12 protein-coding genes are annotated in these 14563 nt (G+C 70.0%); 9 read left to right on the top strand and 3 right to left on the bottom strand.

Annotated elements, in window-relative coordinates:
- Positions 1-2481: RelA/SpoT family protein (locus tag H5J26_RS20510; protein ID WP_235980859.1), on the top strand; the 2481-nt coding region annotated here is incomplete at its 5' end.
- 152 nt (positions 2482-2633) lie between these two features.
- Here H5J26_RS20510 and H5J26_RS20505 read toward each other — a convergent pair.
- Both H5J26_RS20505 and H5J26_RS20500 read right to left on the bottom strand, forming a co-directional pair.
- Positions 2634-3866, bottom strand: coding sequence for a DUF349 domain-containing protein (locus H5J26_RS20505; RefSeq protein ID WP_181767380.1), 1233 nt, complete (start codon positions 3864-3866; stop codon positions 2634-2636).
- Positions 3867-4029: 163 nt separating this feature from the next.
- On the bottom strand, positions 4030-4863 hold the full coding sequence (locus H5J26_RS20500) for a peptidylprolyl isomerase (RefSeq protein ID WP_181767379.1): 834 nt from the start codon (positions 4861-4863) through the stop codon (positions 4030-4032).
- Between the two features lie 165 nt (positions 4864-5028).
- Here H5J26_RS20500 and H5J26_RS20495 point away from each other — a divergent pair, with 165 nt between their 5' ends.
- The 4 genes from H5J26_RS20495 (at position 5029) to H5J26_RS20480 (ending at position 9190) form a co-directional block, all read left to right on the top strand.
- Positions 5029-5775 carry an MBL fold metallo-hydrolase gene (locus H5J26_RS20495; RefSeq protein ID WP_181767378.1) on the top strand — a complete coding sequence of 249 codons (747 nt, stop codon included), beginning with the start codon at positions 5029-5031 and terminating at the stop codon, positions 5773-5775.
- Positions 5776-5787: 12 nt separating this feature from the next.
- Positions 5788-7050 carry a histidine--tRNA ligase gene (gene hisS / locus H5J26_RS20490; RefSeq protein WP_181767377.1) on the top strand — a complete coding sequence of 421 codons (1263 nt, stop codon included), beginning with the start codon at positions 5788-5790 and terminating at the stop codon, positions 7048-7050.
- Positions 7051-7121: 71 nt separating this feature from the next.
- Positions 7122-7757 carry a vitamin K epoxide reductase family protein gene (locus H5J26_RS20485; RefSeq protein ID WP_181767376.1) on the top strand — a complete coding sequence of 212 codons (636 nt, stop codon included), beginning with the start codon at positions 7122-7124 and terminating at the stop codon, positions 7755-7757.
- A gap of 65 nt (positions 7758-7822) precedes the next feature.
- On the top strand, positions 7823-9190 hold the full coding sequence (locus H5J26_RS20480) for a replication-associated recombination protein A (protein ID WP_181767375.1): 1368 nt from the start codon (positions 7823-7825) through the stop codon (positions 9188-9190).
- A gap of 93 nt (positions 9191-9283) precedes the next feature.
- Here H5J26_RS20480 and H5J26_RS20475 read toward each other — a convergent pair whose 3' ends face one another.
- A complete protein-coding gene (locus H5J26_RS20475; RefSeq protein WP_309238002.1) occupies positions 9284-10072 on the bottom strand; it encodes a DUF2470 domain-containing protein in 789 nt (262 codons plus the stop codon).
- A gap of 161 nt (positions 10073-10233) precedes the next feature.
- On the opposite strand from H5J26_RS20475, the gene rpsD reads away from it, so the two are divergent.
- From rpsD to alaS, 4 genes are all read left to right on the top strand, one after another.
- Entirely contained in the window at positions 10234-10845 is a 612-nt protein-coding gene (rpsD, locus tag H5J26_RS20470; RefSeq protein ID WP_181767373.1) for a 30S ribosomal protein S4, read from the top strand.
- Between the two features lie 396 nt (positions 10846-11241).
- Complete coding sequence (locus H5J26_RS20465; protein ID WP_309238001.1) at positions 11242-11682, top strand: DUF948 domain-containing protein; 441 nt, start codon at positions 11242-11244, stop codon at positions 11680-11682.
- Between the two features lie 7 nt (positions 11683-11689).
- Complete coding sequence (locus H5J26_RS20460; protein ID WP_181767371.1) at positions 11690-12025, top strand: DUF6167 family protein; 336 nt, start codon at positions 11690-11692, stop codon at positions 12023-12025.
- A partial coding sequence (gene alaS, locus H5J26_RS20455) for an alanine--tRNA ligase (RefSeq protein WP_181767370.1) occupies positions 12025-14563 on the top strand: 2539 nt, incomplete at its 3' end. The genes H5J26_RS20460 and alaS, both read left to right, overlap by 1 nt.

Here is a 14563-nt window from a genome sequence, read left to right as displayed (position 1 = left end):
GGCACAGCGCTCGACGGTGGCTCCGGGCCCTCGTCTCAGGACCCCGCCTCCAGGGCTCGGCCCGCCGGGAAGGCCGAGGAGGACGTCAAGGCGGAGAGGGCCGAGGCCGCTCAGAAGGCGCAGAGCGAGCGGGTGGCGCCCGCCCGCGCCGTCTCCGGTGTCTCGGGCCGTTCCGGCTCCTCCAACCGCGTACGGGCGCGTCTGGCCCGTCTCGGCGTGCAGCGTTCCAGCCCGTTCAATCCGGTTCTGGAGCCCCTGCTGCGGATAGTGCGCGGCAACGATCCCAAGATCGAGTCCGCGACGCTGCGCCAGATCGAGCACGCCTACCAGGTCGCCGAGCGCTGGCACCGCGGCCAGAAGCGCAAGAGCGGCGACCCGTACATCACGCACCCGCTCGCCGTCACCACGATCCTCGCCGAGCTCGGCATGGACCCGGCGACGCTCATGGCCGGTCTCCTGCACGACACCGTCGAGGACACCGAGTACGGCCTGGACACCCTCCGCCGTGACTTCGGCGAGCAGGTCGCCCTCCTCGTCGACGGCGTCACCAAGCTGGACAAGGTCAAGTTCGGCGAGGCCGCGCAGGCCGAGACCGTGCGCAAGATGGTCGTCGCCATGGCCAAGGACCCCAGGGTGCTGGTCATCAAGCTCGCCGACCGGCTGCACAACATGCGCACCATGCGCTATCTGAAGCGGGCGAAGCAGGAGCAGAAGGCCCGGGAGACGCTGGAGATCTTCGCGCCGCTCGCGCACCGGCTGGGCATGAACACCATCAAGTGGGAGCTGGAGGACCTCGCCTTCGCGATCCTCTACCCCAAGATGTACGACGAGATCGTGCGCCTCGTGGCCGAGCGGGCCCCGAAGCGGGACGAGTATCTGGCCGTCGTCACCGACGAGGTGCAGTCGGACCTGCGGGCCGCCCGCATCAAGGCGACGGTGACCGGCCGTCCGAAGCACTACTACAGCGTCTACCAGAAGATGATCGTCCGCGGCCGGGACTTCGCGGAGATCTACGACCTGGTGGGCATCCGCGTCCTGGTGGACACCGTCCGCGACTGCTACGCGGCGCTGGGCACGGTGCACGCCCGCTGGAACCCGGTCCCGGGCCGGTTCAAGGACTACATCGCGATGCCCAAGTTCAACATGTACCAGTCGCTGCACACGACGGTCATAGGGCCCGGGGGCAAGCCCGTCGAGCTGCAGATCCGCACCTTCGACATGCACCGCCGCGCCGAGTACGGCATCGCCGCGCACTGGAAGTACAAGCAGCAGGCGGTGGCGGGCGCCTCGAAGGTCCGCACCGACGTGCCCAAGAGCGCCGGCAAGGGCGACGAGCACGTCAACGACATGTCCTGGCTGCGGCAGTTGCTCGACTGGCAGAAGGAGACCGAGGACCCGGGCGAGTTCCTGGAGTCGCTGCGCTTCGACCTCTCACGCAACGAGGTCTTCGTCTTCACACCCAAGGGCGACGTGATCGCGCTCCCCACCGGGGCGACCTCCGTCGACTTCGCCTACGCGGTGCACACGGAGGTGGGGCACCGCACCATCGGCGCCCGCGTCAACGGACGACTGGTGCCGCTGGAGTCCACCCTCGACAACGGCGACACCGTGGAGGTCTTCACCTCCAAGTCCCCCGGGGCGGGGCCCTCCCGCGACTGGCTGGGCTTCGTGAAGTCCCCGCGCGCCCGCAACAAGATCCGCGCCTGGTTCACCAAGGAGCGCCGCGACGAGGCCATCGAGCAGGGCAAGGACGCCATCGCCCGCGCGATGCGCAAGCAGAACCTGCCGATCCAGCGCATCCTGACCGGAGACTCCCTGGTCACCCTCGCCCATGAGATGCGCTACCCCGACATCTCCGCCCTCTACGCCGCGATCGGCGAGGGGCACATGTCCGCGCAGAGCGTCGTGCAGAAGCTGGTCCAGTCGCTCGGCGGTGAAGACGCCGCCAACGAGGACCTGGCCGAGACGGCCCCGCCGATGCCGGCCTCCACGCGGAGGTCCAAGAGGCGGGCGAACTCCGACCCCGGCGTCGTCGTCAAGGGCGTCGACGACGTGTGGGTCAAGCTGGCCCGCTGCTGTACGCCCGTGCCCGGCGACCCCATCATCGGCTTCGTCACCCGGGGCAACGGCGTCTCCGTGCACCGCACGGACTGCGTCAACGTCGACGCCCTGACCAAGGAGCCCGAGCGCATCATCGATGTGGAATGGGCGCCCAGCCAGTCCTCGGTGTTCCTGGTCGCCATCCAGGTCGAGGCGCTGGACCGCTCCCGGCTGCTGTCGGACGTCACGCGCATCCTTTCCGACCAGCACGTCAACATCCTCTCCGCGGCGGTGCAGACATCCAGGGACCGCGTCGCCACCTCCCGCTTCACCTTCGAAATGGGCGACCCCAAGCACCTGGGCCACGTGCTGAAGGCCGTACGCAGCGTGGAGGGCGTCTACGACGTGTACAGGGTGACGTCGGCCCGACGGCCTTCCTGACGTTCCGCCCTGACGCTCCCGGCCGAGGCGACGCCGTGCTCTCCGGGTCGTCCGTGCCGGGCAGGCGAACCAATGAGAACGGTGCGCTGCGTGTACGTACACGCAGCGCACCGTTGTGACCTACGGGCCGGCCCGCCCACCTGACAGCTCTCTCAGCCGCCGAACTCCTGCAGGCCCTTGAGCGCCTGGTCCAGCAGCTCCTGGCGTCCGGCCAGTTCCTTCTCCAGCTTCTCCGCCTTGGCGGTGTTCCCCGCCGCGCGGGCCTTCTCGGCCTGACCGCGCAGCTTGTCGACCGCGTCCTGGAGCTGCCCGGTGAGCCCCGCCGCCCGCGCACGGGCCTCCGGGTTGGTGCGGCGCCACTCGGCCTCCTCGGCCTCCTGGATCGCCCGCTCGACCGTCTGCATCCGGCCCTCGATCTTCGGCCGGGCGTCGCGGGGCACGTGCCCCACGGCGTCCCAGCGCTCGTTGATCGCGCGGAAGGCGCCGCGCGCCGTCTTCAGATCGGTGATCGGGAGCAGCTTCTCGGCCTCGGTGGCCAGCTCCTCCTTGCGCTCCAGGTTGTCCCGCTGCTCGCTGTCACGCTCTGCGAAGACCTCGCTGCGGGCCTGGAAGAAGACGTCCTGCGCACCGCGGAACCGCTGCCACAGATCGTCCTCGTGCTCGCGCTGGGCACGTCCGGCGGACTTCCACTCCTGCATCAGATCGCGGTACTTGGCCGCGGTCGGACCCCAGTCGCGGGAGTCGGAGAGCGCCTGGGCCTCCGCCACCAGCTTCTCCTTGCGCTGCCGCGCCTCCTCACGCTGCGCGTCGAGGTGCGCGAAGTGCGCCTTGCGGCGCTTGGAGAAGGCCGAACGGGCATGGGAGAAGCGGCGCCACAGCTCGTCGTCGGTCTTGCGGTCCAGCCGCGGCAGGCCCTTCCAGGTCTCCACCAGCGCACGCAGGCGTTCACCGGAGGCCCGCCACTGCTCGCTCTGGGCCAGCTGCTCGGCCTCGTCGACCAGCTCCTCCTTGGACTGGCGCGCCTTCTCGTTCTGCTGCGCCTTCTGCGCCTTGCGCTCCTCGCGGCGCTCCCCGACCACCACCGTCAGTGCGTCGAGCCGCTTGGCGAGCGCGTCCAGGTCGCCGACAGCGTGATGGGCGTCCACCTGCTCACGCAGATGCTCGACGGCGGTGGTGGCGTCCTTGGCGGACAGGTCGGTGGTCTTCACCCGGCGCTCCAGGAGGCCGATCTCCACCACCAGGCCCTCGTACTTGCGCGTGAAGTAGGCGAGCGCTTCCTCGGGGGAGCCCGCCTGCCACGATCCGACGACCTTCTCGCCATCGGCTGTACGCACGTACACGGTCCCCGTCTCATCGACGCGGCCCCACGACGGATCGCTGCTCACAGCGCCTCCTCCACATGATGCCCGGGCTGGGCGCGAGGCCCCCCGGCATCGTCCACAGATCTATTCACAGCCAACATAGGCGAACCGCGCCCGCGCTGTCCGCATGCGGGCGGAGCCAAATTTCCGCACGCGGAAGGCGGGGCGGTACGCCTCGCGGCGCCGGTCAGGACTTGCCCACCGTCGCCCGGTCGATCACGACGGTGGCGTTGGGCGGGGTGTTCTGCGTCTGCGGATCGGGCGTCGAGCCCGCCTTGGCGATCTTCTTCAGCACGTCCATGCCACCGGTGATCTTGCCGAAGGGGGTGTAGTCCGGGGGCAGGCTGCTGTCCTTGAAGACGAGGAAGAACTGGCTGCCGCCGGAGTCCCGCCCCTTCTTCTCCTGGGCGTTGTACTTGTTCGCCATCGCGACGGTGCCCGCCGGGTACGTGCCGCCCTTCAGCCGCGAATCCTTGAGGTTCTCGTCGGGGATCGTGTAGCCCGGGCCGGACTTGCCCGTCCCCGTGGGGTCGCCGCACTGCAGGACGTGGATGCCCTGGTCGACCAGCCGGTGGCACTTGGTGTGGTCGAAGAACTTCTCGCCGGCCAGGAAGCGGAACGAGTTGACCGTGTGCGGTGCCTTCGAGGCGTCCATGTCGATGTCGACGTCGCCGCACGACGTCTGCAGCTTCATCTTGTACGTCGCGGACTCGTCGACCGCCAGGTCGGGTTCGTCCTTCCACGTCTGACGCTCCGGCTTGCCCGGGGCGGGCTTGTCGCAGGGATCAGCGGGCTTGCTGGGGGAGGGCTTGGCCTGGTCCTGGGGGGCGTCCTTCTTCTCGTCGCCGTTCAGACCGCCGGAGGCCGCGTAGGCCGCACCCGCCCCCAGCACCAGGGCCGCCGCGAGCCCGATCGCGATGTTCCGCACGCGTTCCTTGCGCCGTCGTGCCGCTCGGCGCTCCTGCTGCCGCTCGTACTTCTCGCGGGCGAGCTGCCTTCTGCGCTGATCACTGCTGACCACGGGGTCGTCTCCTTCAGGCCGTGCGTCGTGGGGATGCGTGCGTACGTACCGGCGTCCGGCCCGTACCGTATACGGGTTCGCAGCGGCTGCGCCGCCGCTTGTAGGCTGTGACCAGCCTGATCGGCGAACCGCCGTGACCGATTTCCGGACGACTGAAGGACGATCGTGCTCGTTGCCGGGTTCCCCGCCGGGGCCTGGGGGACCAATTGCTACCTGGTCGCCCCCGCCGCCGGCGAGGAGTGCGTGATCATCGACCCGGGCCACCTGGCCACCGAAGGCGTCGAGGAGGCCGTCGCCAAGCACCGGTTGAAACCTGTCGCCGTCGTGCTCACCCACGGCCACATCGACCACGTCGCCTCGGTCGTGCCCGTGTGCGGCGCACACGACGTGCCCGCCTGGATCCACCCCGCCGACCGCTACATGATGAGCGACCCGGAGAAGGCGCTCGGCCGCAGCATCGGCCAGCCGCTCATGGGCGAGCTGACGGTGGGCGAGCCGGACGACGTCGAGGAGCTGACCGACGGCGCCGAGCTGCGGCTGGCAGGCCTGGAGCTGACCGTCGCGCACGCCCCGGGCCATACCAAGGGGTCGGTGACCTTCCGGATGCCCGAACAGGCGGACGTACCGCCGGTGTTCTTCTCGGGCGACCTGCTCTTCGCCGGCTCCATCGGACGTACCGATCTGCCCGGGGGCGATCACGAGGAGATCCTGCAGTCGCTGGCACGCGTGTGCCTGCCGCTGGAGGACGAGACCGTGGTGCTCTCCGGACACGGCCCCCAGACCACCATCGGCCGCGAGCGCGCCTCGAACCCCTTCCTGCGGTCCGTCTCCTCAGAGGGAGCACAGCAGGGACCCGGGAGCGCCGGGCCAGGAGGCGGCACCACGAGTGCCGCCCCCCGACGAGGAATGTGACGAGACCTTTCCGTGAGCACCTTCAAGGCCCCCAAGGGCACCTACGACCTGATCCCGCCCGAGTCCGCCGAGTTCCTCGCCGTCCGTGAGGCGCTGTCCGCCCCGCTTCGCCGCGCGGGCTACGGCTACACGGAGACGCCGGGCTTCGAGCAGGTCGAACTCTTCGCCCGCGGTGTCGGCGAGTCCACCGACATCGTGACGAAGGAGATGTACACCCTCACCACCAAGGGCGGCGACGAGCTCGCGCTGCGCCCCGAGGGCACCGCGTCCGTGCTGCGAGCCGCGCTGGAGGCGAACCTGCACAAGAGCGGCAACCTCCCGGTGAAGCTCTGGTATTCGGGCTCGTACTACCGCTACGAGCGCCCTCAGAAGGGGCGCTACCGGCACTTCTCCCAGGTGGGTGCCGAGGCGATCGGCGCCGAGGACCCCACGCTGGACGCCGAGTTGATCATCCTCGCGCACGATGCCTACCGCTCCCTGGGGCTGCGCGGCTTCCGCATCCTGCTCAACTCCCTCGGGGACAAGGAGTGCCGCCCGGTCTACCGTGCCGCGCTGCAGGACTTCCTGCGCAAGCTCGACCTGGACGAGGACACCCGGCGCCGTGTCGAGATCAACCCGCTGCGCGTGCTGGACGACAAGCGGGAGAGCGTGCAGCGCCAGCTGGGGGACGCGCCGATGATGCGCGACCACCTCTGCGAGGGCTGCAAGTCGTACCACGAGCAGGTGCGTGAGCTGCTGACGGCCGCGGACGTCGCCTACGAGGACGACCCACGGCTGGTGCGCGGCCTGGACTACTACACGCGTACGACCTTCGAGTTCGTCCACGACGGCCTCGGTTCGCAGTCCGCGGTCGGCGGCGGCGGACGCTACGACGGGCTGTCGGAGATGCTCGGCGGCCCGCCGCTGCCCTCGGTGGGCTGGGCGTTGGGCGTCGACCGTACGGTGCTCGCGCTCCGAGCGGAGGGCGTCTCCCTCGAACTGCCCTCTGCCACCGACGTGTTCGCGGTCCCGATCGGGGACGAGGCGCGCCGGGCACTCTTTCGTGTGGTCACCGAGCTGCGGCGCAGCGGTTTCGCCGCCGACTTCGCCTACGGCGGCAAGGGCATGAAAAACGCCATGAAGTCGGCCAACCGCTCCGGCGCGCGCTACGCGCTGCTGGTCGGAGAGCGCGACCTGGCCGAGGGAACCGCCCAGCTCAAGGATCTGGAGAGCGGGGAGCAGACCGCGGTGCCACTCGATCGTGTGGTGGCCGAGGTGGTCGCGAAACTCCGCTGACAGAACGGCCCTTGGTGCACAATGAGCGGCACACGGGGCAGCAGACGACCGGACGACGGGATACAAGGGTTATGACCATGACGGCACCCCTCGACGACGCTCCAACGGGCACGGACGAGCCCTCCAGGGGTGCCGTCGGCGCCGGTCTCGCCTTTGCCTGGATGCTGTTGATCACAGGCGCCGCGGGCGTGCTCGCCGCCTGGGTGATCACGCTCGACAAGATCAAGCTCGCCGAGGACCCGGACTTCACGCCCGCGTGCAGCCTCAACCCGATCATCTCCTGCGGCAGCATCATGAAGAGCGAGCAGGCCGAGGCCTTCGGGGTGCCGAACCCGATCATCGGTCTGGTCGCCTACGGGATCGTGATCTGCGTCGGCATGAGCCTGCTCGGCCGTGCCCGGTTCCCCCGCTGGTACTGGCTCACGTTCAACGCCGGCACGCTCTTCGGAGTCGGCTTCTGCACCTGGCTGATGTACCAGTCGCTGTACAACATCAGCGCCCTGTGCCTGTGGTGCTGCCTCGCCTGGGTCGCCACCATCGTGATGTTCTGGGCCGTCACGGCGCACAACGTCCGTCACGGCTTCCTGCCGGCGCCCGCGCCCGTGCGGGGCTTCCTCAGCGAGTTCGCCTGGGTGCTGCCGGTGCTGCACATCGGGATCATCGGCATGATGATCCTGACGCGCTGGTGGGAGTTCTGGACCAGCTGAGCCCCCTGGGCGCGCTCCCCGGACGCCCCGGCACCGTTGTCATAGCCGTGTCTTAGGGTTTCGGCGTGGAACCCGACCTGTTCACCGCAGCCGCAGAGGAACGCCAGGCGAAGGACCCGTCCGCCAGTCCGCTGGCGGTGCGGATGCGCCCGCGCACCCTCGACGACGTCGTGGGTCAGCAGCATCTGCTGCGCCCCGGCTCGCCTCTGCGCCGCCTCGTCGGGGACAGCGGCGGTCCCGCCGGCCCGTCCTCGGTCTTGCTGTGGGGGCCGCCCGGCACCGGCAAGACCACACTCGCCTACGTCGTCAGCCAGGCCACCGACAAGAGGTTCGTGGAGCTGTCGGCGATCACCGCCGGTGTGAAGGAGGTCCGTGCGGTCATCGAGAGCGCGCGCCGCTCCTCCGGTGCGTACAGCAAGGACACGGTCCTCTTCCTCGACGAGATCCACCGCTTCAGCAAGGCCCAGCAGGATTCCCTGCTGCCCGCCGTGGAGAACCGCTGGGTCACCCTTATCGCGGCGACGACCGAGAATCCGTACTTCTCCGTGATCTCGCCGCTGCTGTCCCGCTCGTTGCTGCTGACGCTGGAGACGCTCACCGACGAGGACCTGCGTTCCCTGCTGCACCGCGCGGTGGAGGAGGAGCGCGGCCTCGGCGGTGCGGTGACCCTCCCGCAGGAGTCTGAGGACCACCTGCTGCGCATCGCCGGCGGTGACGCGCGGCGCGCTCTGACGGCGCTGGAGGCGGGTGCCGGAGCGGCCATGTCCAAGGGCGAATCCGCCGTCACGCTCTCCACGTTGGAGGAGGCGGTGAACCGCGCCGCCGTGAAGTACGACCGCGACGGCGATCAGCACTACGACGTCGCGAGCGCGTTGATCAAGTCGATCCGCGGCTCCGACGTGGACGCCGCGCTGCACTATCTGGCGCGGATGATCGAGGCGGGGGAGGACCCGCGGTTCATCGCCCGGCGTCTGATGATCTCCGCCAGCGAGGACATCGGCATGGCGGATCCGACCGCCCTGCAGACGGCGGTGGCAGCGGCTCAGGCCGTCGCCATGATCGGATTCCCGGAAGCCGCCCTCACGTTGAGCCAGGCGGTCGTCGCGCTCGCCCTGGCCCCGAAGTCGAACGCGTCCTGCCTGGCCATCGGTGCGGCCCTTGCCGACGTACGGGCCGGGCTGGCGGGCCCGGTGCCGCCCCACCTGCGGGACAGCCACTACAAGGGCTCCGAGAAGCTGGGCCACGGCAAGGGCTATCTGTATCCGCACGACCTGCCGGGCGGCATCGCTGCCCAGCAGTACGCCCCCGACGCCGTCCACGGGAAGCGGTATTACGAGCCCACGCGCTACGGCGCGGAGGCCCGCTACGCGGAAGTGGCCGAGCGCGTGCGCGAGCGGCTGCGCGGTGCGAACCCGGCCGCCGAGGAGAGCTGAGCAGGGGTCCCGGGAAGCGGGAGCCGGTCGGCCTTGCCGGGCGGGCCCCTCAACAGGGGCCGCGATCCCGGGGGTTCAGCTGCCAGCAGGCTGTCAGCCGGCCGCCGACTCGAACAGAATCCGCATGGCGCTGCGCAGTTGAGCCACATCGGCCACCGGCTCCGGGAATTCGAACCGCACGTCGAAGTAGCCGTAGACGGCGCTCCCGTGCCCGTCCCCTTCGCCCTTGCTGCCCGCGCACGCGTCCCCGTCCACCGGGATGTCGCAGAAGCGCACCCGCATCCCGAACCGGTCCACGGACAGCGGCACCGCGCGCGCTTCGGCCGCCGCGCACGCCGGCCCGCGCTCGCTGAGCAGCGTGCAGAGCATGTTCATCTGCTCGTGGTGCGAGGCGGCCAAGTGCTGGAGCAGCTCTGCCTCGTGCGGTGCCAGCGGGTCGGGTGACGCCGCCGCGAAGTCGTCGGGCTCCACGTGCTCAGCGCCCCACAGGTCGTCCACGTAGGCCTCGCCGACCTCCAGCCGCAGCAGCACCCATGCGACATCGGCGGAAGGTCCGGCGGGATTCCGCTCCGCGATCAGACGCGCGTATCCGGCTCGCTCCTCGGGCCGTACGGCCGTGAGCCACCCGGCGATCCAGGCCCGCCCGCGGATGCGCTGCGGCACGGCGACCGGCGCCACATCCGTGATCTCCATCACCGCGGTCACCTCGTCGCCCGCGGCGTGCTCTGCGAGTTGGGCCGCCGGCGAGGACGCGGGGACGAGAAGTACCACGTCACCGTCCTGCGTGACGGCTCGGGATTCGGGGCTGCCGTGGCCGGGAGTGGAGTGGTCCGAGGGCCTGTCGGAAGGAATGTCGAGTACGGCCGATACGCTGGACTCCACGAGGGTTCGTACGCGCTCTGCGGCAACAGGTGCCCGGGCGTCTTCCACGGGACGCGGCTGTCCCCGTTCGGCATCGGTGCCGGGCAGGGGAATCCCAGGTCGAAACATACGTTCTCCTCCGCTAAGGTAAGCCTCACCTAACTTACACGGAGGTCCGTTCAGTGAACCAGTCGCGTCCCAAGGTCAAGAAGTCGCGTGCCCTCGGCATCGCGCTGACCCCGAAGGCCGTCAAGTACTTCGAGCAGCGCCCGTACCCGCCGGGCGAGCACGGCCGTGGCCGCAAGCAGAACAGTGACTACAAGGTCCGGCTGCTCGAGAAGCAGCGTCTGCGCGCCCAGTACGACATCAGCGAGCGCCAGATGGTCCGCGCCTACGACCGGGCCCGCAAGTCCGGGGGCAAGACCGGCGACGCGCTCGTCATCGAGCTGGAGCGCCGCCTGGACGCCCTCGTGCTGCGCTCCGGCATCGCCCGCACCATCTACCAGGCGCGTCAGATGGTTGTGCACGGCCACATCGCGGTGAACGACCGCAAGGTCGACAAGCCCTCCTTCCGGCTCAAGCCGGACGACGTGGTGCAGGTCCGCGAACGCAGCCGCGCCAAGCACCCGTTCCTCGTCGCGCGCGAGGGCGGCTACGCCACTGACGGTGAGACCCCGCGCTACCTCGAGGTCAACCTGGAGGCGCTCGCCTTCCGTCTGGACCGGGACCCGAACCGCAAGGAGATCCCGGTCATCTGCGACGAGCAGATGGTCATCGAGTACTACGCACGCTGACTCCGGTCTCCCAAGTGCCTGCCGGGCGGCCCCCGGCAAGGCCTCGGACCGGACGGCACAGCCCGCCTGCCTCTCCGCCGTGCATCGCGCACGGGGGCGGCACGGCGGGCTGCCGCGTTCCGGGGCCGCACAATTCCCCCGCGCCGCGGGCCTGTTGGGAGTCGACCGGGCGGCGCACGGTCAACTGCCCGCCGGAGACGGCCGTACCCGGACGGTGGAGCGCACCGCGGCGGCCCACGCTCCGGGCGTCCTTCGTGCTGCCTCAATGAGGTACGGACGTGTCCTTCGAGCGCGATAAGGTCGGAGGCACCGCCGCCGCGCGGGCCCGGCTCCCGGATTTCAGGAGCAGCCAGGGGCGGCGGCCGACCCCAAATGACCCGAGGGAAGCGGTGCAGCGTGTCCGGTGGAGAAGTGGCCGGTCTCCTGGTGGCCGTCTTCTGGGCGATTCTGGTCTCGTTCCTCGCCGTCGTCCTGGTGAGGCTCGCACAGACGCTCAAGGCGGCGACCAAGCTGGTGACGGGCGTGACGGAGCAGGCGGTCCCGTTGCTCGGCGAGGCGTCGGCGACGGTGCGGTCCGCGCAGACCCAGCTCGACCGGGTGGACGCGATCGCCACGGACGTCCAGGAGGTCACCTCCAACGCGTCCGCCCTCTCCTCCACCGTCTCGACCACCTTCGGTGGGCCGCTCGTCAAGGTCGCCGCCTTCGGGTACGGCGTACGGCGGGCGCTGGGACGCAAGAAGAACGATTCCGCGGAACCGGCCGCCCCGCGAGGGGTCGTCGTGGGCCGCACGCTGCCGGCCGCCCGCCGTGGCGGACGCAAGCGCGGAAAGGACTGATCCACACATGTTCCGCCGTGCCTTCTGGTTCACGACTGGCGCCGCAGCCGGTGTCTGGGCCACCGCGAAGGTCCAGCGCAAGCTCCGCTCGCTCGCGCCCGACGCACTCGCGGTCCGAGCCGCGGACAAGGCGGTCGTCACCGGCCACCGGCTGAAGGACTTCGCTCTCGACGTCCGCGCCGGAATGGCCCAGCGCGAAAGCGAGTTGAACGACGCCCTGGGGCTGGAGGCGTCCGTGGACGCGGACCATCCCGAGCTCCCCGGCCAGACCCGCAGGGGCGAACTGGGCCCGGTGCACCCGCAGGGCCGCACACACCCTTACAAGCGAAACGAGGACCACTGATGGAGTCGGCTGAAATCCGCCGCCGCTGGCTGCGCTTCTTCGAGGAGCGAGGGCACACAGTCGTGCCGTCGGCGTCACTCATCGCGGACGACCCGACTCTGCTCCTGGTCCCGGCAGGCATGGTCCCCTTCAAGCCGTACTTCCTCGGCGAGGTCAAGCCGCCGTACAAGCGCGCCACCAGCGTCCAGAAATGCGTGCGCACGCCGGACATCGAAGAGGTCGGCAAGACCACCCGCCACGGCACCTTCTTCCAGATGTGCGGCAACTTCTCCTTCGGCGACTACTTCAAGGAAGGCGCCGCCGAGTACGCCTGGGAGCTGCTGACCACCCCGCAGGACAAGGGCGGCTACGGCCTGGAGCCGGACCGCCTGTGGATCACGGTCTACGAGGAGGACGACGAGGCCGAGCGCATCTGGCGCGACGTCGTCGGTGTCCCGGCCGAGCGCATCCAGCGCCTGGGCAAGGCCGAGAACTACTGGGACATGGGCGTCCCGGGCCCGTGCGGCCCCTGCTCGGAGATCAGCTACGACCGCGGCCCCGAGTTCGGCCCCGAGGGCGGCCCCGCCGTCAACGACGAGCGCTACGTCGAGCTGTGGAACCTGGTGTTCATGCAGTACGAGCGCGGGCCGGGCGAGGGCAAGGACTACCCGATCCTCGGCGATCTGCCCAGCCAGAACATCGACACCGGCCTCGGGTTCGAGCGCCTGGCGATGGTGCTGCAGGGCGTGCACAACATGTACGAGATCGACACCTCGCGCATGGTCATCGACAAGGCGACCGAACTGACCGGCGTGCGCTACGGCGACGCGGAGCAGTCCGACATCTCGCTGCGCGTCGTCACCGACCACATCCGCACCGCCATCATGCTCATCGGCGACGGCGTGACCCCCGGCAACGAGGGCCGCGGTTACGTGCTGCGCCGCATCATGCGCCGCGCCATCCGCAACATGCGCCTGCTCGGAGCCTCGGGTGAGACCGTCGCGGAGCTCGCGGACACCGTCATCAAGGCCATGGGCCCGCAGTATCCGGAGCTGGTCCACGACCGCAAGCGCATCGAGACCGTCGCGCTCGCCGAAGAGGCGGCCTTCCTCAAGACCCTGCGCTCCGGCACGAACATCCTCGACGCCGCCGTCACTGACACCCAGGCTTCCGGAAGCAGCGTCCTGTCCGGCGAGAAGGCCTTCCTGCTCCACGACACCTGGGGCTTCCCGATCGACCTCACCCTGGAGATGGCCGCCGAACAGGGCCTGTCCGTGGACGAGTCGGCCTTCCGCCGGCTGATGCAGGAGCAGCGCGAGCGCGCCAAGGCCGACGCGAAGGCCAAGAAGCAGGGCCACGCCGACCTTTCCGCGTACCGCCAGATCGCCGACAGCAGCGGAGTCACCGACTTCACCGGCTACAAGGACACCGGGGGAGAGGCCGTAGTCGTCGGCCTTCTCGTCGACGGAGCCTCCTCGCCCGCCGCCCACGAGGGCGACGAGGTCGAGGTCGTCCTCGACCGCAGCCCCTTCTACGCCGAGGGCGGCGGCCAGCTGGCCGACACCGGGCGCATCAAGCTCGACAGCGGCGCCGTGGTCGAGATCCGCGACGTCCAGCAGCCGGTGGCCGGGGTGCACGTGCACAAGGGCGTCGTGCAGGTCGGCGAGGTCGTCGTCGGCTCGTCCGCGTACGCCCAGATCGACGTGGACCGGCGGCGCTCCATCGCCCGTGCCCACAGCGCCACCCACCTCACGCACCAGGCCCTCCGCGACGCTCTCGGGCCGACCGCCGCCCAGGCCGGTTCGGAGAACTCCCCGGGCCGCTTCCGCTTCGACTTCGGTTCGCCGGCGGCCGTTCCCGGCACCGTGCTCACCGACGTCGAGCAGAAGATCAACGAAGTGCTGACGCGTGAACTCGACGTCTCCGCCGAGTACATGGGCATCGACGAGGCCAAGAAGCAGGGCGCGCTGGCCGAGTTCGGCGAGAAGTACGGCGAGCGAGTGCGCGTGGTGACCATCGGCGACTTCTCCAAGGAGCTGTGCGGCGGCACCCACGTGCACAACACCGCCCAGCTCGGCCTGGTCAAGCTGCTCGGAGAGTCCTCCATCGGCTCCGGCGTGCGCCGGGTCGAGGCCCTGGTCGGCGTCGACGCCTACAAGTTCCTCGCCCGCGAGCACACGGTCGTCTCGCAGCTCACCGACCTCGTCAAGGGCCGCCCGGAGGAGCTTCCCGAGCGGATCTCCTCGATGGTGACCCGGCTGAAGGACGCCGAGAAGGAGATCGAGCGGTTCCGCGCCGAGAAGGTGCTCCTGGCCGCCGCGGGCATCGCCGAGAGCGCCACGGAGGTACGGGGCGTGGCTCTTGCCGCGGCCCAGGTCCCGGACGGAACGGCCGCCGACGACCTGCGCACGCTCGTCCTCGACGTCCGGCAGCGCATCACGGGCGGCCGTCCCGCCGTCGTCGCTCTCTTCGCGGTTACCAACGGCCGCCCGCTCACCGTCATCGCCACGAACGACGCCGCACGCGACCGCGGACTCAAGGCCGGTGACCTGGTCCGCG

Origin of the sequence: Streptomyces albidus (ex Kaewkla and Franco 2022) (genome assembly GCF_013870515.1) — a bacterium.
Lineage (GTDB): Bacteria > Actinomycetota > Actinomycetes > Streptomycetales > Streptomycetaceae > Streptomyces > Streptomyces albidus.
Note: the sequence above shows the minus strand (reverse complement) of the source record. Positions and strands in the feature narration are given on the sequence as shown.

Bases quoted from the DNA above. Each gene is read 5' to 3' on its own strand.
- H5J26_RS20485 (WP_181767376.1), top strand. From the start codon at position 7,122: ATGACCATGACGGCACCCCTCGACGACGCTCCAACGGGCACGGACGAG.
- H5J26_RS20460 (WP_181767371.1), top strand. From the start codon at position 11,690: ATGTTCCGCCGTGCCTTCTGGTTCACGACTGGCGCCGCAGCCGGTGTC.